The 24,946-nt window shown below is 48.5% G+C and carries 18 protein-coding genes; 7 read left to right on the top strand and 11 right to left on the bottom strand.

Translation table 11 applies throughout. The features are described 5' to 3' along the window. Nucleotides 1-29: 29 nt before the first annotated feature. Together WG68_RS17695 and WG68_RS17690 are read right to left on the bottom strand one after the other, a co-directional pair. Entirely contained in the window at nucleotides 30-884 is an 855-nt protein-coding gene (locus WG68_RS17695) for a sterol desaturase family protein (protein ID WP_046559058.1), read from the bottom strand. A 39-nt stretch (nucleotides 885-923) separates the two neighbouring features. Further along, the gene (locus WG68_RS17690; RefSeq protein ID WP_046559057.1) at nucleotides 924-1,841 is read right to left on the bottom strand and encodes a LysR substrate-binding domain-containing protein; all 918 of its coding nucleotides are present in this window, start codon (nucleotides 1,839-1,841) and stop codon (nucleotides 924-926) included. 106 nt (nucleotides 1,842-1,947) lie between these two features. Here WG68_RS17690 and metE point away from each other — a divergent pair, with 106 nt between their 5' ends. Continuing rightward, nucleotides 1,948-4,215 carry a 5-methyltetrahydropteroyltriglutamate--homocysteine S-methyltransferase gene (gene metE / locus WG68_RS17685; protein ID WP_046559056.1) on the top strand — a complete coding sequence of 756 codons (2,268 nt, stop codon included), beginning with the start codon at nucleotides 1,948-1,950 and terminating at the stop codon, nucleotides 4,213-4,215. 91 nt (nucleotides 4,216-4,306) lie between these two features. Here metE and cysB read toward each other — a convergent pair whose 3' ends face one another. Further along, nucleotides 4,307-5,284, bottom strand: coding sequence for an HTH-type transcriptional regulator CysB (gene cysB, locus WG68_RS17680; RefSeq protein WP_046559055.1), 978 nt, complete (start codon nucleotides 5,282-5,284; stop codon nucleotides 4,307-4,309). Between the two features lie 156 nt (nucleotides 5,285-5,440). On the opposite strand from cysB, the gene WG68_RS17675 reads away from it, so the two are divergent. Both WG68_RS17675 and WG68_RS17670 read left to right on the top strand, forming a co-directional pair. Further along, on the top strand, nucleotides 5,441-6,130 hold the full coding sequence (locus WG68_RS17675; protein WP_046559054.1) for a sensor histidine kinase: 690 nt from the start codon (nucleotides 5,441-5,443) through the stop codon (nucleotides 6,128-6,130). Nucleotides 6,131-6,204: 74 nt separating this feature from the next. Continuing rightward, nucleotides 6,205-6,969 carry a hypothetical protein gene (locus WG68_RS17670; RefSeq protein WP_046559053.1) on the top strand — a complete coding sequence of 255 codons (765 nt, stop codon included), beginning with the start codon at nucleotides 6,205-6,207 and terminating at the stop codon, nucleotides 6,967-6,969. Between the two features lie 65 nt (nucleotides 6,970-7,034). Here WG68_RS17670 and topA read toward each other — a convergent pair whose 3' ends face one another. Beyond that, on the bottom strand, nucleotides 7,035-9,641 hold the full coding sequence (gene topA, locus WG68_RS17665) for a type I DNA topoisomerase (protein WP_046559052.1): 2,607 nt from the start codon (nucleotides 9,639-9,641) through the stop codon (nucleotides 7,035-7,037). 228 nt (nucleotides 9,642-9,869) lie between these two features. Here topA and astB point away from each other — a divergent pair, with 228 nt between their 5' ends. Next, nucleotides 9,870-11,210, top strand: a complete 1,341-nt coding sequence (astB, locus tag WG68_RS17660; RefSeq protein ID WP_046559051.1) for an N-succinylarginine dihydrolase — start codon at nucleotides 9,870-9,872, stop codon at nucleotides 11,208-11,210. Between the two features lie 59 nt (nucleotides 11,211-11,269). Here the strand turns inward: astB and WG68_RS17655 are convergent, their stop codons facing one another. Continuing rightward, nucleotides 11,270-13,534 (bottom strand): Ig-like domain-containing protein, encoded by a 2,265-nt coding sequence (locus WG68_RS17655; RefSeq protein WP_046559050.1) that lies wholly within the window; start codon nucleotides 13,532-13,534, stop codon nucleotides 11,270-11,272. A gap of 168 nt (nucleotides 13,535-13,702) precedes the next feature. On the opposite strand from WG68_RS17655, the gene WG68_RS17650 reads away from it, so the two are divergent. After that, the gene (locus WG68_RS17650; protein ID WP_046559049.1) at nucleotides 13,703-15,037 is read left to right on the top strand and encodes a dicarboxylate/amino acid:cation symporter; all 1,335 of its coding nucleotides are present in this window, start codon (nucleotides 13,703-13,705) and stop codon (nucleotides 15,035-15,037) included. A gap of 58 nt (nucleotides 15,038-15,095) precedes the next feature. Here WG68_RS17650 and sohB read toward each other — a convergent pair whose 3' ends face one another. Next, nucleotides 15,096-16,097, bottom strand: coding sequence for a protease SohB (gene sohB / locus WG68_RS17645; protein WP_046559048.1), 1,002 nt, complete (start codon nucleotides 16,095-16,097; stop codon nucleotides 15,096-15,098). Between the two features lie 108 nt (nucleotides 16,098-16,205). Beyond that, complete coding sequence (locus WG68_RS17640; protein WP_046559047.1) at nucleotides 16,206-18,569, bottom strand: VolA/Pla-1 family phospholipase; 2,364 nt, start codon at nucleotides 18,567-18,569, stop codon at nucleotides 16,206-16,208. A 238-nt stretch (nucleotides 18,570-18,807) separates the two neighbouring features. On the opposite strand from WG68_RS17640, the gene WG68_RS17635 reads away from it, so the two are divergent. Continuing rightward, nucleotides 18,808-19,551: a YciK family oxidoreductase gene (locus WG68_RS17635; protein ID WP_046559088.1), complete on the top strand. Its 744-nt coding sequence runs from the start codon at nucleotides 18,808-18,810 to the stop codon at nucleotides 19,549-19,551. Between the two features lie 72 nt (nucleotides 19,552-19,623). Here the strand turns inward: WG68_RS17635 and WG68_RS17630 are convergent, their stop codons facing one another. The 3 genes from WG68_RS17630 to WG68_RS17620 form a co-directional block, all read right to left on the bottom strand. After that, entirely contained in the window at nucleotides 19,624-20,148 is a 525-nt protein-coding gene (locus WG68_RS17630; protein WP_046559087.1) for an H-NS family histone-like protein, read from the bottom strand. Nucleotides 20,149-20,252: 104 nt separating this feature from the next. Then, nucleotides 20,253-21,731 carry a phosphohexomutase domain-containing protein gene (locus tag WG68_RS17625; RefSeq protein ID WP_407637688.1) on the bottom strand — a complete coding sequence of 493 codons (1,479 nt, stop codon included), beginning with the start codon at nucleotides 21,729-21,731 and terminating at the stop codon, nucleotides 20,253-20,255. After that, complete coding sequence (locus WG68_RS17620; protein WP_046559046.1) at nucleotides 21,691-23,115, bottom strand: mannose-1-phosphate guanylyltransferase/mannose-6-phosphate isomerase; 1,425 nt, start codon at nucleotides 23,113-23,115, stop codon at nucleotides 21,691-21,693. The genes WG68_RS17625 and WG68_RS17620 overlap by 41 nt, the downstream gene beginning before the upstream one ends. Nucleotides 23,116-23,317: 202 nt before the next feature. On the opposite strand from WG68_RS17620, the gene can reads away from it, so the two are divergent. Then, the gene (can, locus tag WG68_RS17615) at nucleotides 23,318-23,962 is read left to right on the top strand and encodes a carbonate dehydratase (RefSeq protein ID WP_046559045.1); all 645 of its coding nucleotides are present in this window, start codon (nucleotides 23,318-23,320) and stop codon (nucleotides 23,960-23,962) included. Between the two features lie 80 nt (nucleotides 23,963-24,042). Here the strand turns inward: can and purU are convergent, their stop codons facing one another. After that, on the bottom strand, nucleotides 24,043-24,876 hold the full coding sequence (gene purU, locus WG68_RS17610) for a formyltetrahydrofolate deformylase (protein ID WP_046559044.1): 834 nt from the start codon (nucleotides 24,874-24,876) through the stop codon (nucleotides 24,043-24,045). Nucleotides 24,877-24,946: the final 70 nt, after the last annotated feature.

The following is a 24,946-nucleotide window of genomic DNA, read 5'->3' as shown; positions in this document are numbered from 1 at the left end:
ATGTTTTTTTTGCGCTGCCGCAGTGTCACTTATTCTGACATTTTTTGTGCAAGGTCGGCTTTGGGCTTAGCAGGCATTTTTAATAAAACTTGCCAAAGTGGTTGCTGTCGCTGTTTACACCGAGCCTCCTGCCACATTTTACGCCATTCGTAAAAGGTAATGGTGAACGGATTGTTAGAGTTAAAATCGTCGGTGATGCCAAATCGGCAGGGCTCGTTAGCTTGTTCAGGGACAAAGGTACCAAACAATTTATCCCAGATAATCAATACCCCGGCAAAATTCCGATCGATATAACACGGATTACAGGCATGATGGACTCTGTGGTGCGACGGCGTATTAAAGATCTGCTCCAGCCTGCCCAGTTTGCCAATTGCCTGGGTATGCACAAAAAACTGAAATGCTAAATTGAGCGCCACGACGGCAAACACCAGCATTGGCTCATAACCTATTAGTATCATCGGTAACCAGAACAACCACATACCCGATAACGGATACGTCAGGCTCTGGCGAAAAGCGGTGCTGAAATTCATTAAACGCGAGCTGTGATGCGCCACATGCGATGCCCATAGCCAGCGAATATGGTGCGAGCCACGATGAAACCAGTAATACAGAAAATCTTGCAGAATAAACGCCAGTAACAGGTTGAACACGGTCAGCTCAATATTAACCAGGCTGTACTGGTGCAACCAGTAAAAAAAAGGCATTAACAGTAACAATGCCAGCATGTCTGCGCCCTGATGCAGCAGCGCCAGCATGGCATTGGCCAGCGTATCACGCCACTGGTACCAATTTTGTTGTCTGAGCAAGGCAAAGCGCCATTCCAGCACCACACAGAGCAGAAAAACCGGACTTAGCAGCAATAAAATTAATTCAACGGGTGGCATAGTGATTCACTGTTCGCTGACTCGGCCATAAATAGTACGTTAATCGGCCACCTCAGCACAAGCGGCGCGGGTGCTTGGCGGACGGTTAGCGCACAGCGCATCAACCAGCCGCTTAATAGCTTGCGAACCAGCATCCTGTTGCCGGCAACACAGATACATGGGTCGCCACAGCCCTGCGCGGGTCAGTGCCACACTGGTAAGCAACCCTTGCTGCAAAAAGGGTTGGGCCATCCAGTCTGGTAACACTGCCACCCCCTGGTTGGCTGCCACCAGTTGTAAAATCTGGCTGGCCTGGCTTATCTGGCGCTGCACCCCCTGAAACGGCAAATCCGCCAGGAAAAAGCGGAAAACATCTTGTCGGGCCTGCGGCAGCGGATAGCCCAGCAATGTCTGTTGCTGCAAATCGGCAGGTTTCAGCCAGCGCTTGCTGGCCAGGCTATGCTCTGGGCTTAACAAGGCGCGCAACTGCATACTAAATAACGGTTGATAGCTCACTCTGTTATCAGGCCGTTTGTCCGATGTCAGCACCACGTCCAGCTCCCCCTGCAGCAGCTTTTCTACCGCCTGATGTTCAATTTCAGCAACCCACTCTATCTGATGGTGCGGTGGTTCTCTGGTAAACACCTTAACTGCCGGCATCAGCCAGTGAAAGCAGGCATGGCACTCGACACAGAGCTTCAGCAAAGTCGCTTTGCCAAGCGCAGGCTTTAGCAGCTGGGTTAGAGCATTAATTTCAGGTAACACCTTCGCCGCACTGCTTAACAGTAACTGGCCGGTTTGAGTAAACAGCACAGGTTGGCTCTTACGAACAAACAAGGGCTGCCCCAAGCGCCGCTCCAGCTCAGCCAACTGATGCGACAACGCCGATTGGGTTATACACAGCTGCTCAGCTGCGCTCTGCACGGTGCCTTGCTCTGCAATCGCCTGAACGGCCTTTAAATGCTTAATCTCAATCATTATGAATTTTCTTCATCTGCACCGCGCCATTTTTTCATTTGTCAGCAACAGCATAATCACAAACAATGGACGTATCAACATCTAGATGTCTAAACAGGAGAATGAGATGCTAACACACAACCTGGGATTCCCCCGTATTGGTCGCAAGCGTGAATTAAAAAAGGCGTTAGAAGCTTACTGGCAAGGTGAGATAAGCCAACAGCAGCTGCTGCAAACCGGTAGCACGTTACGCCAGCAAAACTGGCAACTGCAGGCAGATGCCGGCATCGACCTGGTGCCGGTGGGTGATTTTGCCTGGTATGATCATGTGCTGGCGACTTCCTTGCTACTTGGAGTAGTGCCTGAGCGCCACCGCAGTGATACCGATACAGTAGATCTGAATACGTTGTTCCGGATAGCCCGAGGCCGGGCTGCCAAAGGCAAACCGGCAGCCGCCAGCGATATGACCAAATGGTTTAATACCAATTATCACTATATAGTGCCGGAGTTTGCCGAAGACCAGGCATTTGTACTGACAGACGATTTCTGGTTCGAGCAGATTGCCCAAGCGCAGCAAGCCGGGGTCAACGCCAAGCCGGTATTGCTGGGGCCTTTGAGTTACCTGTACTTAGGAAAAAGTGTCACTGGCCAGCACAAATTAGCCCTGCTGCCGCAGCTGCTACAGGCTTACCAGCACATTTTCGATAAACTCAATACCATGGGTATCAGTTGGCTGCAAATTGATGAGCCGATATTAGTGCTGGAACTGGACGAGAGCTGGTGTCAGGCACTTGCCGCCGGCTACCGCCAACTGCAAAAAGGCCAGCTGAAATTGCTGCTGGCCAGCTACTTTGGTGAGATTAATCACCAGTTGCCATTACTGGCCAGTCTGCCACTGGACGGCCTGCATCTTGACCTGGTTGCCGACAGCAGCGATATTGCGGCGCTTGATCAGGCGCTGCCACCGCACTGGGTGCTATCTGCCGGGGTAATTAATGGCCGCAACGTCTGGCGCAGTGATTTAACGGCGCTGTACCGGCAGTTGGCACCGGTGTACCAGCAACGGGCTGACAAGCTCTGGCTGGCGCCATCGTGCTCACTACTGCACTGCCCGGTCGATCTGGAACTGGAAACCGCGCTGGACAGTGAATGCCGCAGCTGGTTTGCCTTTGCCAAACAAAAGTGTCAGGAGCTGGCCCTGCTAAAACAGGCGCTGCAAACTAATGATCTGAGTCAGATTGAGCAATACAGCCTGCCGGTTAAAGCACGTGCGCAGTCGGCCAGGGTAAATAACCCAGTCGTGCAACACGCTGTTACCAAGCTGAAAACTACCACAACAGATCGTCGCGAACCTTTCGCGGTGCGCCAGCAGGCCCAGCGGGCCCATTTTAAACTGCCGCTGTTGCCTACCACGACGATTGGCTCTTTTCCGCAAACGGCAGATATCCGTCAATGCCGCTTAGCTGTTAAAACCGGTAAGATTGATAAAACCCGCTACCAGCAGCTTATTCAGCAGCATATTCAGCTGGCAATTGCCGAGCAGGAGCAGATTGGGCTGGATGTGCTGGTACATGGTGAGGCCGAACGCAATGACATGGTGGAATACTTTGGCGAATTACTGGACGGCTTTGTGTTTAGCCAGTTTGGCTGGGTGCAAAGTTATGGCTCGCGCTGTGTTAAACCGCCGATTATTATTGGGGATATCAGTCGGCCGCAGCCGATGACCGTCGAGTGGAGTCGCTATGCCCAGTCGCTGACCAGTAAACCGGTGAAAGGCATGCTGACCGGGCCGGTGACCATTTTAGGCTGGTCTTTTCCGCGCGATGATATCAGCCGCCAGGATATTGCGCTGCAACTTAGCCTGGCATTAGCAGCAGAAGTACAGGACTTGCAAGCGGCGGGCATTGATATTATTCAAATAGATGAGCCGGCATTTCGTGAAGGCTTACCGCTGAAACACAGCCAGTGGCAACCTTACCTGGACTGGGCAGTCGCCGCCTTTAAGTTGTGCTGCCACAACGTACGCGCTAGCACCCAAATTCACACTCATATGTGCTACAGCGAGTTTAATGACATTATCGAAGCCATCGCTGCGCTGGATGCCGATGTGATTACTATTGAAACCTCGCGCTCCAATATGGAATTGCTCAGTGCTTTTGAGCACTTTGCTTATCCAAATGAAATTGGCCCTGGCGTGTATGACATTCACTCACCAAATGTACCAACCGTCAGCTGGATAAAACAGCTGGTCGAACAGGCCGCCACTAAAATTCCGGCCGAACGGTTGTGGGTAAACCCGGACTGCGGTTTAAAAACCCGCGGCTGGAATGAAACCCGCTCTGCGCTGGTTAATATGGTGAAAGCCTGCAAACAACTGCGCAGCGAATTGCTGTAACGGATGATTTGTAGCAAAAATAAGGTAACGGCTTAGCATAAAAAACAGCCAGAGTGCAGCACTGCGTTCTGGCCGTTTTCAGTAACAACGTTTAGCGTACCGGTAGCACAAAACTATCAAACATCCGGTCAATTTCTTCCTGATTTCTCAGCAAATTCGCCCGCTCAACCACATCTTTGGTCAGATGCGGGGCAAAACGTTCGATAAAGTCATACATGTAGGTGCGTAAAAAGGCTCCCTTGCGAAAACCGATTTTAGTGGTAGAGGCTTCAAACAAATGGCTGGCATCTAAGGCTACCAGATCTTTGTCTAATTGCGGGTCAATCGCCATAGAAGCAATTACCCCAACGCCCAGCCCCAGCCTGACATAGGTTTTCAACACATCAGCATCGGTCGCGGTAAAGACTATCCGGGGCTCCAGCCCTTTGGCACCAAAAGCTCGATCCAGCTCTGAGCGGCCGGTAAAGCCAAATACGTAGGTTACGATAGGATGTTGCGCCACATCTTCTACCGCAATTTTCCGGCCTAACTGCGCCAGCGGATGGTCCTGGCGCACAATAACACTGCGGTTCCAGTGGTAGCAGGGCAACATCACTAAATCACTATATAAATGCAGGGCTTCGGTGGCAATAGCAAAATCGGCCTCACCACGCGAGGCCGCTTCGGAGATTTGCTGCGGCGAGCCCTGATGCATATGCAGTGATACTTTGGGGTATTTCTGCATAAAGCCACTGATCACCGGTGGCAAAGCGTAACGCGCCTGCGTATGGGTGGTAGCGATGTTAAGTTTCCCCTGATCTGGCAAGGTATGTTCTTTGGCAACAGCCTTGATGCTTTCTACCTTAGCCAGAATTTGCTGGGCGATTTCAATCACATCACGCCCGGCAGGGGTAACATGAGTCAAATGTTTGCCACTGCGGCCAAACACCTGGATCCCTAATTCGTCTTCTAACATGCGAACCTGTTTACTGATCCCAGGTTGCGAGGTATAAAGGCTTTCTGCCGTTGCCGACACATTTAAGTTATGATTAAGCACCTCAACAATGTAGCGCAATTGCTGTAATTTCATCTGGCCCAGGTCCGGTAAAGAATGATCACCGTTCAATATACCCGTCTTGTCAGATATTCCAACTAATTTTTATAACAGACGATGCTATAACTATTAGTAGCAAAAAACAGTTAACAACTCACTGACCGCTGTCATAGTCAGTTCCGGGGAACCCTTATGTCTGCATCAACAGAAATTGATTTTGCCACTGTGCTGGCCTGCAGTGTGCACGATATGAAGAATTCGCTCTGCATGCTTATTCAGTCGGCGGAGTTAATTCAGGCCGAAGGTAATAAATTGTCCAGTGATGCCAGGGACGAGTTGGCACGTTTGCATTATGAAGCCAATCGGCTTAACTCTAATTTATTGCAACTGTTGTCACTGTATCGATTAGAACGAGAGCAACTGCCCATTCAGATTGATCAGCACTTTTTAGCCGAGATTTTCGAAGAGCTGTTGCTGAAAAACCAGTATTTCGCCGCGCAGCGTGGTATTGAGGTGCGGGTGGAAGTTGATGAGAACTTAAGCTGGTTTTTCGACCGGGATTTGGTGTTAAACATGCTGAACGATGCCATAGCCAATGCGCTACGCTACAGTAACAAGCGCATTTCCCTTAGTGCCTGGGTGGTGGCCGATACCCTGCAAATCAGCGTGGCCGACGATGGCCCGGGCTTTCCTGACTTTATGTTACAAGACGCCAGCCCTGATATGAATAAACTTAATTTAAAGCATGGCCACACCGGACTTGGAATATTTTTTGCAAAACTGATTGCCAAGGCGCATCGAAATAAAAACCTGCGCGGTAAAGTGTGTCTGGAAAATGGCGGAGTACATAACGGTGGCGTTTTTAGCCTGAGTTTGCCCTGATGTGCAGAAAACTGTTCATTATTGCCAATTCAGATTACTATCATTTATAAACGCAAAGTCGATCAGAGGTCTGCATGCTTTTACCCATTATCATCTCGCTAATTATAGCTTTGGTGATTATTGCTGTTATCGTCAATGTCGTGCAACAACATAAAGAGCGGATAGCCAGCCTGAAGCGGGCAGAATTTACCAAATTACGTCATTTACTCGACGATACTGAAGATATGCTGGTCAATAGTGCTAATGTGCCTTTAACACCGATTATTGGCAATATGCTGTTAAAGCGCACCGCATTTGCATTGCGGGCTATGGTGGAGTTAGACCCTACAGCCCGGGATTTAAAGCAGCGGCTGCACGAAACCGAAAACCGCCTGAAAGAGCCGCTAAATCCCGATGCCGCCAGCAATGACAACCTCACCCTACCCGACAACGATCAGCAACTGATTGCCTTAATTCGTGGCATCAAAAAGCTGCGTACGACTTTACGAAGTGAGCACGCCCGCGGCAATATCGAGACCGCGGCGGTGATTGCTGAAGACAAACGTTTAGAGGTGCTGCAATTACGGATCAATGTCGAAAGTCAGATTAAAAGGGGCAAGCAAGCCCGCAGCAACAATATGCTGGGTTCAGCCCGGCAGTATTTTGAAAAAGCACTCACCTCACTCACTAATACCAGCCATCAGGATGAGTATGTAGTAAGCAGGAAAGCTGAGGTAATCCAAACTCTGGAAGATATTGCCACTGAACTGAAAGCAGGCAATTTAAGGGACAGAGAGAAAAAAGAAGAAAAAGAAAACAAAGATATCGACGAGTTATTTGCACCAAAACGTAAATGGTAAGATACCACGCTTAATAACAACAAAGGCACCTGCGGGTGCCTTTGTTGTTTACGTCTCTGAACGGGCTAGCCGGTTGCCGGTTTATCTTTACTGGCTACAACCCATTTGCCGTTCTCATACCAGGCGGCCCAACCGGTGGCTTTACCGTCTTTTTCTGTCATGACATATTGCTGTTTGGTTTTACGGCTCCAGCGCACAATACTGGGGTTACCCTCTTTATCTTTTACTGGCGCATCGGCCAGATAATAGAATTTAGGCGAAATCCGTTCACGAAACGCCTTTAATTCACTGACCAATGGCGCGCGGGTTTCCCGCGATTTAGGGAAGGTTGAAGCAGCCATAAATAAGCCGGCAGCACCATCACGCAACACAAAATAGGCCTCAGATTTTTCGCATTTCAGCTCAGGCAAATGCACCGGATCTTCTTTTGGTGGTGCGGCTTCACCGCTACGTAACAGCTTACGGGTATTTTTGCATTCACTGTTGGTACAGCCAAAATACTTACCAAAACGACCAGACTTTAACTGCATATCACTGCCGCATTTGTCACATTCAAGCAGCGGGCCGTCATAACCTTTAATTTTGAAATTACCGGCTTCCAGCTCGTACCCATCGCATTGAGGGTTATTACCACACACGTGCAGTTTACGCTGCTCATCAATCAAGTAGCTATCCATTGCTGTGCCACATTTGCCACAGCGCTTTTTCTGGCGTAGCGCTTCGGTTTCCAGCTCTTCATCGTCAGCCACCTTGATGGCTTCATCACCGGGCAGCAAATTAAGGGTAGTGGTACAACGCTCCTTTGGTGGCAGATTGTAGCCCGAGCAGCCCAGAAACACCCCGGTAGACGCAGTACGAATACCCATAGGACGGCCACAGCTGGGGCAGACGATATCGGTCAGCACAAACTGGTTAGCTCGCATACCACCTTGCTCAGGGTCATTTTCTGCGGTTTTTAATTTCTGGTAAAATTCGCCATAGAAATTATCCAGTTCTTTGCGCCACTGCGCCTGGCCATTGGCAATATCATCCAGCTTCAGTTCCATATTGGCGGTAAAATCGTAGTTCATCAGATCGTTAAAATTCTCAACTAATCTGTCAGTCACAATTTCACCCATTTTCTCGGCATAGAAACGTTTATTTTCTACCCGCACATAGCCACGATCCTGAATGGTTGAAATAATCGATGCGTAAGTAGACGGTCGGCCGATGCCCCGTTTTTCCAGCTCTTTTACCAAACTGGCTTCACTAAACCGCGCGGTGGGTTTAGTGAAATGCTGGGCACTGTGAAGTTGCTGCAGTTGTAATATTTCGCCCGGCTTAACATCAGGTAGCAGGCTGTCTTCTTCATCTTTGCGTTTTACCGCTGGTTGCACCCGGGTCCAACCATCAAAACGCAACACCCTGCCTTTGGCTTTTAATTCAAAATCGGCAGCCTGCACAATAATATTGCTGACATCATACTGCGCTGGAGGCATTTGACAGGCCACAAACTGGCGCCAGATAAGCTCATATAACTTGCGCGCATCAGCTTCCATCTCGCCGAGACTGCTGGCCAGCACATTGACATCTGACGGGCGTATCGCCTCGTGCGCTTCCTGAGCATTTGCTTTGCTGCCATAGCTCAGCGGCTGCTCCGGCAAATACTGCTTACCAAACTGGGCACTGATATAATCGCGACAGGCACTGACGGCATCGCTACTTAAATTGGTTGAATCGGTACGCATATAAGTAATATGGCCGGCTTCATACAAGCGCTGCGCCAGCATCATGGTTTTTTTCACACCATAGCCCATGCGGGTGCTGGCCGCTTGCTGCAAGGTTGAGGTAATAAAAGGTGCCTGAGGTTTGCTGCTGCTGGGTTTATCTTCGCGCTCCAGTACCTTGTATGCCGCGCTATTTAACACCGCCAGTGCCGTATCAGCTTCGGCTTTATTAACCGGCTTAAAGGCTTTACCCTGCTGTTTAGTGACATCCAGTTGCAACGCCTGCTTAGCAGCAGTGAATGTGTCAGCAGCAACGGTCCAGTATTCTTCAGGCACAAAGGCTTTGATCTCGCGCTCACGCTCAACCACCAGGCGCACGGCAACCGATTGCACCCTGCCAGCAGACAAGCCTCGGGCGACCTTTTTCCAAAGCAAAGGCGACACCATAAACCCCACGACCCGGTCCAGAAACCGGCGCGCTTGCTGGGCATTCACCCGGTCGACGTTAACATCACCCGGCTCTTCAAAAGCGCTTTGAATGGCATTTTTAGTAATTTCGTTAAACACCACCCGCTTAAAACGAGCCGGTTCGCCGCCAATAATTTGCTGTAAATGCCAGGCAATCGCTTCTCCTTCGCGATCCAAATCCGTTGCCAGATAAATAGTATCGGCTTTGTCAGCTAACGCTTTGAGTTCCTTCACCACCTTTTCTTTGCCTGGCAAAATCTCGTAACGGGCTTTCCAGCCATGCGCCGGGTCTATGCCCATCCGGTCAACCAGCGCTTTGTAATCCTTTTCTTCTTTACTCAGGCTTTTATCAGTAGTGCGGGCTTTATCCTTACTGCTGCTGGTGGGCAGATCACGGATATGGCCAACGCTGGATTTAACGACATAATCGTTTCCTAAATATTTATTGATTGTCTTTGCTTTTGCCGGTGATTCGACTATTACCAGTGATTTCGCCATCTTAAAACCTGAATTCCCTAACTGTGACTGCCTTTTGGCCGCCCTTTTTTAACATATATCCGCAAACCGCAGTTGTGACAAGTGAATAAACTCATTATTATGCAATCCGGGCTATTTTACAGGCCCAACGGCTATTTGATAGCCAACTCCTAAATGAAGCATAAAAAAATAAGCGGCCGCAATAATAATAAAAACAGTGCCCCTTCCAACAGAAGGATATAAAGCAAAATGAAGTACTTTGAAGCAAATTTCGATGGTCTGGTAGGACCAACCCATAACTATGCCGGTTTATCAGTCGGCAATGTTGCCTCTTTATCTAACGCTAACAATACTTCCAGCCCAAAACAAGCGGCGAAGCAAGGTTTGCAAAAAATGAAAGCCTTACACGACTTAGGTTTAGTGCAAGGCGTACTGGCTCCGCAAGAGCGTCCTGATGTCTATACCCTACGCCGGCTCGGCTTTACTGGTTCAGACAGCGATATTATTGCCAAAGCGGCAAAACAGGCCCCGGCAGTGTTTCGCGCGGTGTGTTCTGCATCCAGTATGTGGACGGCAAATGCCGCAACCATTTCACCCAGTGCCGATACCAGCGACAACAAGGTGCACTTTACACCGGCAAATTTAACCAATAAATTTCATCGCTCGCTGGAACCACAAACTACCGGCAGAATATTACAGGCGATGTTTGCTGATCCGGCGCACTTTGCACATCATCAGCATTTGCCTGACAACGATCACTTTGGCGACGAAGGTGCAGCGAATCATACCAGATTATGCAGTGCCTACGGCAAAAAAGGTGTGGAGTTGTTTGTGTTTGGTCGTTATGCGTTCGATCAAAGCAAACCGGCACCTAAGCGCTTTCCGGCACGGCACACACTGGAAGCCTGTGAGGCGGTAGCGCGCTTACATGGCTTAAGTAATGACCATGTGGTGTACATGCAACAAAACCCTGAGGTGATTGATCAGGGCGTGTTTCACAACGATGTGATTGCCGTGGGTAACCAGAATGTGTTGTTTTACCACCAGCAAGCCTTTGTTGACACCCAGAGTAAACTGGATGAGCTAAAGCGTAAATTTGGCAACGACAGCGAGTTATTCCTGATAGAGGTGAATGATAACGAGGTGTCGGTGCAAGAAGCTATTAACACCTACTTATTTAACACCCAGGTGATTACCCTTGCCAATGGCGAGATGGCGATTATTGCGCCAACTGAATGTCAGGATAATCCGGCAGTACACCGTTACCTGAGCGAACTAACCAGTCGCGGTACGCCGATTAAACAGGTGCATTATTATGATGTAAAACAAAGCATGCGTAATGGTGGCGGCCCGGCGTGTTTAAGGCTGCGGGTGGCATTAAGTGAGCAGGAGCGACAGGCGGTAAACCCGCACGTGCTGATGAACGACCAACTGTTTGCTACGTTAAACAGCTGGGTAGACAAGCACTATCGCGATCAAATCTCTGAAGCCGATTTAGCCGATCCGCAACTGCTAAAAGAATCCCGGGCCGCGCTGGATGAGCTAACCCAGATTTTAAACTTAGGTTCTGTGTATCAGTTTCAGCGGTAAATAAAAAAACAGTATAAAAAAAGGGGAGCTTATTAAGCTCCCCTTTTTATGTCTGAGGTTTAACCTGGCACTGAGCAATTCTGAACAACCCCGAATGGGTTGCTTGCAGGTTGCGAGGTCTCGGTGGTTAAATCATCCGCAGCGGTTGGCAGTGAATACTCTCTGAAACTAATGTTCTCAGTTCCAGAAGCAAAACCTGATACCTGCATCCGCACATCCAACCAGCTACCTACGTCTTGCGGATAGGTTATTTCAAAGCTGGCGATACCATTGGTATCCGACGTAACCAGGCCCGGTGCCACTACAAAATTACCCGGAGTCAGCTGACCATCGCCGTTAATATCTTCACCATCGTCCAGGATACCATTGAAGTTCGCATCTTCTGATATACAGTTTATTGGCGCGACCCTGCCCTCTGGAGGCAAGGTACCTGAAGTTATCCAATTCTTGAAGGCTGCAGGCGCAGCAGGAAATGGAACCCAATACCCCTTACGATAATTAATAGAGGTAACCGCAACATTTAACTGCTGACCGGCTACGGCATTGCCAGAGCTATCAGTAACAATAATCGAAAACTCTTTAGCATAGGTGCTGGCGCTTGGTTTAGTAATCACGTTACCGGTACCAAAACGGAAAAATAACGTGCGCTGACCCACTGCTATATCGGTACTGTCAAAAATATTGTTATTGGTTTGCAAACTGGCTCTGATCACCAGATTTTCACCATTAATGCCAGCTCCCGTTGTCGCATCTGCAGTAAACACCGTAGATGCCACCCCCTGCGAATTGGTAATGGCAGTACCCGTACTAATAGTGCCACCTGCTGAATTATCCAGTGAAAATACGATAGTCTCATTTTTAACCGGATTGTTGTTGATATCACGCACTATTGCCCTGATAGCACTGGACTCGCCAACGCCAACTTGTGCAGGAAATGCCTGGGCTTCAATTTTGGTCGGATTAACCGCAACAAACTCAACTACTTTCTTAGCACTAACAGCATTTTCACCGTCACCCCCTACGGCGCTGATTGTCGCCAGCCCGGCAAACTGCGAGCGGATGAAAGCACTCGCCTTACCCTGCGCGTTGGTAAAGCCGGTTGACGTTACGCTGCTTGCCAGGTTAGCCGCAGAGTTAGCGATGACACCACGGGTGGTATTGAATGTAACTTCGGACGGTGCAGGTGGGGCGTTATTTACTTTCCACTCTACTTCGACTTGCTGCGCAGTATTTAACGGCACTTCCTGCACTGGCTCTCCAGTGCGCGGCACACCATTACCGTCAACCAATGTTGAAAATGCGAACTCATCGGCACTGATGTTGATAGTCTTGCTGTTAGTTACACCTAAAGCGGTTACCGATAAGGTATCAATACCACTGTTAGTAGCAGTGTAAGTCAGGCTCGCTTTACCTGCACTTCCTGCGGTAACAGGACTGGTAACGCTAAGCGTATTACCCAGTGCTGACGACACTTCAATTACCGTACCTTGTATACCGATACCATTTGCATCTGTCAGGAACAAATCAATGGTGGAAGTATCCGCCAACACCACAGAATTCGGTGCAGCAATTTCGATGCTGGTGCCAACGACGGCTACCGTTAGTTGCGAACTCTGCTGCTGAACCCGGGCAGTCACAACAACATCACGATTAGTTTTATTCGTCTGCGATGTCAGGGTCGCTTTGGCAACACCGTTGGCTGCGGTGACACTGTCAAGCTGCACCAACTCACCAGAATCTGTGGCGAAGGTTACCGGAATGTCGGCTAACACCACGTTATTAGTGTCACGCACCAGTGCAGTAAGCTCTATTTTGCTGGATGCGCCAGTGCCAAGCTGCAACGTATCGGCAATCAGTGACACTGAGCCAATAGTAATATCAACCTGATCCCCACCATCGCCAGCAGAATTAAATACGGCCGTAGCAGAGGTTTCGCCAAAAGCAGCGCTCACCTGGCCAGCGCCAGAGCGATTACCGACATTCAGGGTAATTATTGCCACACCATTGGCATTGGTCGCAGCAGCGCCAGAATCATTGCCAAGACTGGCTAAATTCTCACCAGAGACATCAAAACTAATCAACTGATTAGCTACATTGCCGTTATTGGTGGCGGTTAAAGTTGCGGTCACGGTTAACGGTGTCGCCTGCGACAAGTTAGTTGACTCAGTGCCAGCCGCATTGGTTAAGGTCAGTGCCAGCGTAAACACTGGCGTGTTACCACCTGTACCGCCGCCATCGCCGCCACCGCCCAAGGTACCGCCGCCGCCGCAAGCGGCCAGCGATGTAATCATTAATGCAACCAGTAGTTGCCGGATGTTTCGCATGAAAACTCTCCCTAGCTGTTTTTTATATATAGTTTTTGTTAATTGCATCTTAAACCATTAATTATCACTACGTCACAGCAATTTTCAAAAAAATTTTTGTCTACCCTGCCCAACGGCGCTGCAAACTGATAGTCTTAACGATATTCCACACTGATATATCACAAAAAAATGAGTAATAATAAAAAAATGGGGCTTACCGCCCGTATCGTTGTTGGTATGGCTGCCGGCATCTTAGTTGGCTTCTTATTTAAAGCCATTCTGTCTGGCCAGGACGAACGGGAACTGGTATTTTTTGGCTTATCGATACCACTCAAAGCCTTATTTGTAGATGGCGTTTTTCATGTTGGTGGTGAAATTTTTATTGCCAGCTTAAAGATGCTGGTCGTGCCACTGGTATTTGTTTCTCTGGTTTGCGGCACCTGCTCATTGTCTGACACGTCCAGTCTGGGTCGGCTGGGCGGTAAAACGATTGGCCTGTATCTTATTACCACCGCTGTGGCGATTAGCCTGGCGATGACTGCAGCATTGCTGATTGGCCCGGGTAAAGGGGTAGATATGCAATCTGCTGCCCGCTTTGATGTATCAGAGGCCCCGTCGCTGGCTCAGGTGTTCATTAACATCTTTCCGAGTAACCCTATTGCATCAATGGCCCAGGGTAACATGCTGCAGATTATCGTATTTGCCGTTTTATTTGGCCTGGCCATGGCATTGAGTGGTAAACCAGGCGAGCGCCTGGCTGCCGTTTTTACGGACCTTAGCGACGTTATTATGAAGCTGGTAACTATTCTGATGAACTTAGCCCCATATGGGGTGTTTTTTCTGATGGCAAAACTCTTTACTACACTCGGTTTTGAAACCATTGCCAGCCTGGCAAAGTATTTTGGGGTAGTGTTAACGGTATTAATTTTCCATGGTCTGGTCAGTTACAGCGTCATCTTAAAACTACTTACCGGCTTAAACCCTCTGATATTTCTGCGTAAAATGCGCGACGCAGCATTGTTTGGCTTTAGCACCTCCAGCAGTAACGCCACTATGCCCGTCACTATGGAAACCGTCACCAAAAAGCTGGGGGTTAAAAATAGCGTAGCGTCTTTTACTGTGCCTCTTGGTGCCACCATAAATATGGATGGCACCGCCATTATGCAGGGCGTGGCCACTATATTTATTGCTCAGGTATTTTTAGTAGACCTGACCATGGGGGATTACCTGATGGTTATCCTGACAGCGACGCTGGCCTCAATAGGTACAGCTGGTGTGCCGGGTGTAGGGTTGATTATGCTGGCAATGGTGCTGCAGCAGGTTGGCTTACCGGTTGAGGGTATCGCGCTGATTATTGGTGTTGACAGGCTGCTGGACATGACCCGCACTGCGGTAAATGTGACCGGTGATGCGATGGTGTCTTGTATTGTTGGTAAAAGTGAACAGCAATTTGACCAGGCGGTGTTTGATGATGCTAACGCTGGCGTCAAAGACGAAAGCGTCGATTTCCATCATCTACGTTAAAGCATCTGAAAATAACAACAGGCTGAATTTGCCTGTTGTTACTTTTTAACGCCCTTACTTAGCGCTGCCAATACTGCTGCGTCAGCTTTTGCCACCAAAGTGATAAAACATTAGCGGAACCCATCCCCACCTTTTCTGCCAACCCCTTTTTCAGCTGATATTTCACTGCAAATAAACGATGGCTTGTCATTTTATCCAGCAGATAGTCATCACTGGTCTGGATCTGGTCAACCAACTGTAAATCTAATGCCTGATAGCCAAACCAGTGCTCCCCTGTTGCCACCCGGGCCATGTCCAGCTGTGGCCGGTGTTGCTGGACAAAGGTTTTAAACAAACCATGGGTTTCTTCCAGTTCCTGCTGAAACTTCTGCCGGCCTTTGTCAGTATTTTCACCAAACAGGGTTACGGTGCGTTTAAACTCCCCTGCGGTAAACTGTTCAAAGTCGACATGATTTTTCTGTAATAACTTATGAAAGTTTGGTAACTGAGCAATCACCCCAATTGACCCCAGAATGGCGAATGGCGCAGCCAGAATTTTGTTGCCAATACAGGCCATCATATAGCCGCCACTGGCCGCGACCTTGTCTACCGCTACCGTCAACGAGATACCCCTGGCACGGATCCGGTCCAGCTGTGATGCGGCTAAACCATAACCGTGTACTACCCCACCGCCACTCTCCAAACGCAACAGCACTTCATCCTCGGGTTTGGCAATAGCCAGCAATGCCGACACTTCCTCGCGCAGCGATTCCGTCTCCCGGGCGTCCATAGAGCCATTAAATTCCACCACAAATAAACAAGGCTGCGCGTGAGCCTGTTGCTTTTGCCCCTTTTGCAGGCCCTTTTGCCACTGCTTAAACCCTTTCTTGTCCAGTAAGCTTTGCTGCAACGCTGTGGTCTGTTGCTGGTAATATTTACTGAGATCGGTAAATTCCAGCTGACCTTTTTTTGCTTTTGGTTTATGACTGGCACTGACGACAATGCCAACCACCAAGGCTATCGCAAACACTACCGTTGCGGCTTTTGCCAGAAACATGCCGTATTCCATTAAAAATGCCAAAATAACGCTCCTGTTTTGTTGAATAAACTTATTCTATCGGGATTTACAAAAAGAAAAAGCCCGGCGTAGAGTACGCCGGGCTTTTTACCAAAACAGATTATAGGGGACTTAGTTGCCGCCAGCTAACACTGTCGGGTTTGCAACCACTACACTTTGACCGCCGCTTGAGAAGAAGGTCACGCTTTGAGTTTGCATTTCAACCGTGGCCGCACCGCTGGCTGCCGGACTTAAAATGGAACCGTGATCACCTGCCGTAAAGCGGGCAATCGCGTTGCTTCCATTTAAATTAATACCACCTGCACTGGCAGGAATACTGGCCGCACCTAACAAACGAGCCAATGGTTCGGTACCCGCCAATGGCATTTTGCCTGCCGCCAGTGCCACAAAGGGGTTGAAGTAGCCATTTGGAATAACTTGATCAGGTAAGCTGCTGGCGCCATCGCCTACCACTTCAATCATGTACACCGGTGTTTCACTATTTACCAATCGCTCTGCGTAATTATTTGGGTCACCAGCATCGGTTACCGTTTGTGCAGCAAAAGCAAACTGGTTCAGCGTCGCGGCCACGCGTTGCTGTTGAGCAGCATTTGCTGGCTCCATCAGGGTAATTAAGTAGTCATTTACCACCGGCGCAGCGCAGGCAGGGTAAGTTGCTGCAGTCTCTGCACTTGGTATACCGCAATTGGTGTTCGTGGCCACATAAGTCACAAAGTGGCTGGTTAACTCACCACCGGCGCCCAGCATAACACTGGCTTTAATCAGCGGGCCAAACGCAGCAGAATCGAGCAGGAAATTAGCCACTGCGCCACCAGGCATCGCCAGCGTAGCTGATTCAACACGATACAGTGCATCAAGTTGTGCTACACCAGTACTGGTATTTGCCAAGGCCACCATAGAGGTACCGGTAATGCCCCCTAAAGAATGACCTAAAAACTGCACCCGGCTGGTATCTAAATCGACCCCTTGAGCAAAGTTAAGGGCTAAGCGCAGGGCCAGCATATCAGCAATACTCTGCCGTAAGTTATCGCGGGTAACCAATAAGTTGCTCAGGTTCATATAAACCGTGGCATTGCCACCACTGGCATTGAATGGTCCAAAACCACGATCACCATGTAACGGATGATCAATCGCTACCGTGGCAAAACCCTGTGATGCCAACGTGCCGGTTATCGCCAGCATATCGGAACGACGAGAAGTAATACCGTGCTGTAAAATAACAATCGGCCAGCCTGCTGCAGGCATCGGAATGACGTTAGCATCGGGTACTGTCATCTGCACATCGACAGCTTGATAACCATTAATTTTTGGAATCGTATTAAATTTAGTTAAATGACGGGCAGCATCAACCCCCAAATCACGCAATGCGCCACCGCTGAATGCCTGGCAAGCACCGTCATTTTCAGATACTGGCGTTTCTGGCTTCATTGCCGGTGGCAGCGCCGCAATAATAGCACCACTATCACACCGCGCCATCCAGCGGGTATTTAACGGTGCCATTGGGTTTGCTTCTGTCGGCGTGCCCAGGTAATAAGGCAGCGTTAAGGTGCCAGTATAGTAACGGGTAATCGCAAACGCCGGATTCGCTGCAAATGCAGGATTTAACTGCGATACGGTTAAACCAGTGTTATTCACTACCAGCGGCGATGGGCCATAACCAGTTGGGGTAGGTGACGCCATTAATTGCTTCAAAGTTGACAGCACCACACCGGTTGACTGGGTAGTCATAGCGGCGGTGTAAATAATGTTATCTTTATTCAGGCCTTCATCCCGCACCATAACATTTTCAAAACTGTTAATAACACCCTGCAACGCACGTTGGGAATCTGACGCCAGTGGCAAGGTAGTAATGTCTTGTTTTACCAGCTCATAGGTCGTAGATGGCTTAACAGCTTGACCATTGCTGTCCCGTAATACATTAGTCAGGGCCAGCAAATAAGTGGTGGCGCTTTCCAGGGGTTTTAAAGGGATAACGGCGACGCTGTTACCACGACCCGCCGTGACAAAGTCCTGGCCAAACACCAGCTCTTTGACAATTTGACAGGCTGCGCCACGAGGAACTTCAGTACAAGCTGCTTCAGGTGACATCGGGTCACCCATCAGGGCTTTAAAGACCCGCACTGCACCAGGCGTCTGCGCCGTATCCATATTCAGGCCAACACCCGTTGCAAAACTCAGTTCAATCGCAAACGGGTTTTGGGTAGACCAGCCATCCAATGCCCCAAGCGCTGTTTGAGGGTTGGTATAATCTGGGTTGGCACCACTATCCAGCGTTAAGGTGCCATCAGTTGTGCCTTGAAACAATAAATCATTTGGCACGGAAACCCGACCCGCGCTTGGATCAAATATCACTCTGGATGCCGGTGCGACCGGCCCCTGTTCTGCCACTTCTTGTTTGATGTCTTCTAGTGAATCACCACAACCAGCCAGGCCGACCGCCGCCGCAACAGCGATGCTAATAGCAAGCTTTTTCATATGTTCTCCCCGTCCTTAACGCCTATTTTTTTATTGCAAAGCAAAACCTTGCTTCGCTTATTACGAATTCTTTTGGGTATAAAGTGGCTGCCCCTGTTGAACAGCTACGACCAGTTAAAGTTAACTCAAAGTGTGACAGATCGCTAGCGTAAAAATACAGTTGGCAGCAAGAAAGATGCAAAATAGTTGTTTTAGGCGTATGCTTGCGCCGTTTTTTCGCGCTAACAGGTTAAATTTTATGTATAACTACACCGCGCCTGCAGGGGCCCTACACGACAAAGTTATTTTAGTGACCGGCGCCGGTGACGGCATAGGCCGTTGCGCAGCATTAACATATGCCAGCTATGGCGCCACCGTGATCTTACTGGGAAAAACGGTTAAAAAACTGGAAGCAGTTTACGACGAAATTATTGCCGCCGGTGGTGCTGAGCCTGCTATTATTCCGTTAGATTTAAAAGGCGCAACGGCGTCGCACTATAAAGATATGGCAACTACCATCAGCAGTGAATTCGGTAAACTTGATGGCGTTCTACACAACGCCGGTTTACTGGGTGTGCTAAGCCCGTTCGAGCACATTAATCTGGCCAGCTGGCACGACATTATGCAAATCAATGTTACCGGCGCTATGCTGATGACTCAGGCTTTACTCCCCGTACTTAAACAAGCCCCCGCTGCGTCCATTATTTTCACCTCGTCGGGCGTCGGCCGCACGGGTAAAGCCTATTGGGGCCCTTATGCGGTATCTAAATTTGCCACCGAGGGTTTAATGCAAGTGATGGCAGATGAATTTGCCGGTAGCAGCATCCGGGTAAACTGCATTAACCCGGGAGCCACCCGCACAGCAATGCGCGCCAAAGCATATCCGGGCGAAGACCCAATGCGCTTAAAAACACCTGCTGAGTTAATGTGGCTTTATTTGTATTTAATGGCCGATGCCAGTATTGATGTCAATGGTCAGTCGCTGGATGCTCAGCCAAAATAGCCGGTTACCACACAGAACATGCAGCGAAAAAAACCGGCAGTTTTGCCGGTTTTTTTTTCACTATAACGAATATTAGCGTTTTTCCAGAATTTCGCCGCCATTCGCTGCAGCCCACTCATTCCAGATAGTCACTTTTGCATTAAAATTCTCTACCGCTTGCACCGTAGCTTCCGCAATTAGCTTATCAATATCTTTGGCAAACTTCTTATCGACCTTAGCCAATGGCACAACCTGAATACCGCGCTGTTGCAGTCCTTTCTTCATGGTATGCGTACGCAACAATTGTAACTGGCCATTTTCTACATAGAAAAACTGACTGCCTTTGTTAATCGTTTTAAACTTAGGCTTCACCGGACGCTTGCGGCCACTGCCCTCAGAGCTGTCAGCCACGACCACATCGCTGCTCTGTTTATAGCCAAGCTGCTCCAGCGTATAACCCTGTGCTTTAGCCATTTGCTCTAACTGGGCAATTAACTCAACTTCCTGCTGACGCTCAGCTAAAACACCATTAAGGGTTTCAATCACCTCTGTTAATTTAACCAGAGTTAATTCTTTAGCCGCTTTTTTCAATTCTCTTTTATCTATTAATAAAGACACAGTTTGCTCCTTTATATGAAATTCCATAAAGAATAAACAATTTACCAGATGAAATAAAGCCAACCATGATTTTAAAGTTAATATAAACAATAAAAAACTTGCTTTTATTCAGCTTCAGTTAAGAAAGACTTTAACTCGGCTGTTTTTTGCTGCATTAATTGTATATCACCTTTTGATTCTACATTTAATCTTACAACATTTTCTGTATTGGAAACGCGAACATTGAAGCGCCAATTCCCGAAACTCATACTAAGACCATCAATATCATCCGTCGCCAACGCCATTGATGCGTAATGCTCTGCTAATTTAGTGATAACTTTTTGCGGACTGGCAATAGAAAAGTTTATTTCACCGGACGATGGGTATTCAATGATCATCTGCTTAACTAAGTGTGACAGCCGTTTACCTGATACAGATATTAGTTCGGCTACCAGTAACCATGGGATCATGCCACTGTCACAGTATGCAAAATCCCGGAAGTAATGATGCGCACTCATCTCGCCACCATAAATTGCATCTTCGGCTCGCATCCGCTCTTTAATAAAAGCGTGTCCCGTTTTACTGCATACCGTCTGGCCTTTATGCTGCGATACGACAGCTTGCGTGTTCCAGTATAAACGTGGATCGTGGATAATTTTTTCACCTGGGTACTTTTTCAAAAATGCAGCTGCCAGCAAGCCTACGATATAATAGCCTTCAATAAACTCACCGTGCTCATCAAATAAAAAACAGCGATCAAAATCACCATCCCATGCTATGCCAAAATCAGCCTGATAATGTCTCACTGCCTCGGCTGTAGCCTGGCGGTTTTCTACCAGTAACGGGTTCGGAATACCATTAGGAAAGTTACCATCAGCCTGATGATGGATTTTAATCAGGCTGATGGGAATATTATGCTCAGCAAATGCCTGCTCCAGCGCGTCAACAACGTGTCCAGCTGCACCATTACCAGCATTAACCACCAAATTAAGCGGGGTGATGTTTGTGCCATTAATATACGTCAGTAAATGCTTAATATAGGGTGACAAAATACTATATTTTCTAAAGCTGGCACTCCCTAGTTGCCAGCCACCATCATCTGCCAGACGGCTACTTTGCTCAGTTAATCGTGCCAGCAGCGCTGGCTCAAAAGCATCAACCAGTAAGCGTTGCGCTTCGTCCCTTATCGCAAATAAACCAGAATCACCACTGATCGGCCGCGACTGAGCCCGTACCAGTTTCATACCGTTATAATCAATAGGATTATGACTGGCTGTCACTTCAATTGCGCCATCAATCGCCAGATGCTGGGCCGCAAAGTAAACTTCTTCAGTGCCCGTCAGCCCCAGATCCAGTACATTAACGCCTTCGACCAACAACCCAAGCGACAATGCCAATTTCAGCGAATCAGAGCTATGGCGTATATCACCGCCCACAGCCACCAACGCGGGTTTCAACACCCGGGCAAATGCTCTGCCAATACTATAAGCAATTTGCTCGTTCAGTTCTTCGCCCAGTTTGCCGCGGATATCGTACGCTTTAAAGCAAGTTAAACTACTCATCTCAGCCTCGGCCATATTTATCAGCAAAGCGGACAATATCATCTTCCCCTAAGTAGCTACCCGACTGTACCTCTATCAGCTCCAGCGGGATTTTTCCCGGGTTCTCCAGCGAATGCACTGCACCAATCGGAATATAGGTTGACTCGTTTTCAGTGACCATAAATTCATTGTCACCATTTCTGACTAAGGCCGTGCCGCTAACCACTACCCAGTGCTCCGCACGATGATGATGTTTTTGTACCGATAACTTTGCGCCGGGTTTAACCGTAATATGTTTTACCTGGTAGCGATTGCCCTGATCGACCGAGTCGTACTTTCCCCATGGCCGGAACACCTCGCGATGCAAATCAACTTCTGTACGGCCATAGCTTTGCAGGCGCTGCACAATATTTTTTACTTGCTGGATATCATCTTTATTGGCTACGAGCACCGCATCTTTGGTTTCCACCACAATAACGTTGTTCAGGCCAATTACCGCAACCAGTTTTTCTTCGGCGTTTACGTAGCTATTATGAGTTGACTCCAGCATGACATCACCACGACAGGCATTACCCTCGGCATCTTTCGCCATCACTTCCCACAAGGCATCGTAACTGCCCACATCGCTCCAGCCGGCATTTAACGGCACCATTACCGTGTTGTCTGATTTTTCTAACACTGCGTAGTCCAGCGAATCAGCAGGGCTGGCGCTAAATGCGGCACTCCCTACCCGCACAAAATCCAGGTCGCGACTGGCAGCAGCAACCGCTTGCTGACATGCGTTGACTATGTCGGGGGCAAACTTCTCCAGCTCAGCCAGTAAACTGCTGGCTTTGAACATAAACATGCCGCTATTCCAGCAGTATTCACCTGAAGCCAGATAATGCAGGGCGGTCTTTTTATCAGGCTTTTCTTTAAACTCGGCCACCTGGTAGGTATTGGGCATCTGCTGAAGTGGTTCTGTCGTGCGCCGAATATAGCCATAGCCGGTATGAGCGCTGTCCGGCACTATACCAAAAGTAACTAACTTGCCGGCTTCAGCTGCCACCCGTGCATCCGCAACGGCCTGCTGAAAGGCCGGAATATCCTGGATAACATGATCAGCCGCCAGCACCAGTAATAAAGGGTCTTGCTGCTCTTGCAGCAGTTGCATCGCCTGGATGGCCGCAATGGCAATGGCAGGCGCAGTATTACGGCCAACCGGCTCTAACATGATGCAGGCATCATTAATATTCAGTTCGCGAAGCTGCTCCGCGACCATAAACCGATGATCTTCATTGCAGACCAGTAACGGCGCGGCTAAGTCATCAATACCTTTTAAACGCAGCAAGGTGTTTTGCAGCATGCTTTTTTCGTTCACTAATGGCAAAAATTGTTTAGGCTTTTTAGCGCGGGATAAAGGCCAGAGCCGGGTACCGGACCCACCTGATAGAATAACCGGGATCATTGCAACTCCTTGCTGTAATTTCCATAATAGTAAAATATTGAGCCGATGTTAGTATAGCCAGCTTTGCTGGTAAACGTCACCCGTTATGTTCGGGCCAGAAGCCGTCTTATCGTCCATTTACCATAATAAACAGGGCTGGTCGGTGCTCTTAATTCAGTTAACATCGGCTATCTTAGCGCGACTATATTGCAGGATCAGTGTAATGCCAAAATTTAAAGATCTCTTTGTGAACAATAAAAACTGGGCAGACCGGATTGAACGCGAGCAACCCGGCTTTTTTAAACAACTGTCGGAACAGCAAGCGCCAGAGTATTTATGGATTGGCTGCTCTGACAGCCGGGTACCGGCAAATGAAATTGTCGGTTTACTACCCGGCGAATTGTTTGTGCACCGTAATGTCGCCAATCTGGTGTTGCACTCTGACATGAACTGCTTATCAGTTTTACAATATGCAATTGATATTCTTAAAGTTAAGCATATTTTAGTGGTAGGGCATTATGGTTGTGGTGGCGTTAAAGCGGCCATGATGAAACAGCGCGTCGGTTTTGTGGATAACTGGTTGCGTAACGTAAAAGACGTTTATGCCATGCACCGGGATGAAGTTGACAACCTGACAGATGAAAATGAGCGTTTGAATCGTTTAATAGAATTAAATGTGATGGAGCAAGTTCGCAACCTCTGTCATACCAGTTTTGTGCAGGAGGCCTGGGAGCGCGGCCAGCCATTAGCTGTTCATGGCTGGGTATACAGTTTACGCAACGGCAGAGTAAAAGACCTGAGAGTCAGCCACTCCTGTGCCGATGAAATCGATAACATTTATACTATGGACCCATTGGAAAGCGAATAAGCCGGTTGCCTGCTTTCACTTAAAGTGTATTTATTGTGGCGCCACAGCGTGATAGACCGCCCTGTGGTTAAAATTCACGGCTATAACACCACCGTTTTATTGCCATGTACCAATACCCGGTTTTCAACCACCAGTTGTAATGCCCGGCTAAGTGCCGCTTTCTCAACATCACGACCGGCTTTTGCCATATCCTGGGCACTAAAGTTATGATCGACATGGCGCACCATCTGCTCAATAATCGGCCCTTCGTCCAGTTGTTCATTCACGAAATGAGCGGTAGCGCCGATAATTTTCACGCCGCGCTCAAACGCTTGCTGATAAGGGTTTGCCCCAATAAACGCAGGCAAAAAGCTATGGTGAATATTAATGATCCGATTGCGATACCGCGCCACAAAATCGGCGCTTAAAATCCGCATAAATTTTGCCAGTACCAAATACTCCGGCTGGTAAGCTGCGATTGTTGCCAGCAAGTGTTGCTCATGCTCAAGCCGGCTTACCCCCTGATGAGGAACATAATGAAAGGGTATTGAAAATTTATCGGCCAGGCTTTGTAACTCTGGGTAGTTGCCTACTATCGCCGCAATATCTAAGGCTAATGAACCATCAAACACTTTCATTAAGATATCACCCAGACAATGGGCCTCTTTCGTCACCAGCACCACTACCTTCTTAGCGCCTTCAGATAACAAACTACGACGACTGCCCTGTGGCAGCGCCCGGTCTAAGTCAAACAGCAAAGTGGTGTCGTTAAATACGCCTTCAAGCACGGTCCGCATATAAAACTGCCCTGTTACCGGGTCAACATATTCCGTATTGCGAACAATATTAAGCTGATGCTTGTAGCAAATATTAGTAATTTGGGCGATCAGGCCTTTTGAATCGGGGCATTCTGTTAACAGGGTTTTTCGTTCCATCTTCTACTCTTAACTTAACATTGGCCAGGCTATTCTCACTCAATAACCGTATAGCGTCAAAGATATTTAG

It is taken from the genome of Arsukibacterium ikkense (assembly GCF_000987775.1).
Classification (GTDB): domain Bacteria; phylum Pseudomonadota; class Gammaproteobacteria; order Enterobacterales; family Alteromonadaceae; genus Alishewanella; species Alishewanella ikkense.
Note: the sequence above shows the minus strand (reverse complement) of the source record. Positions and strands in the feature narration are given on the sequence as shown.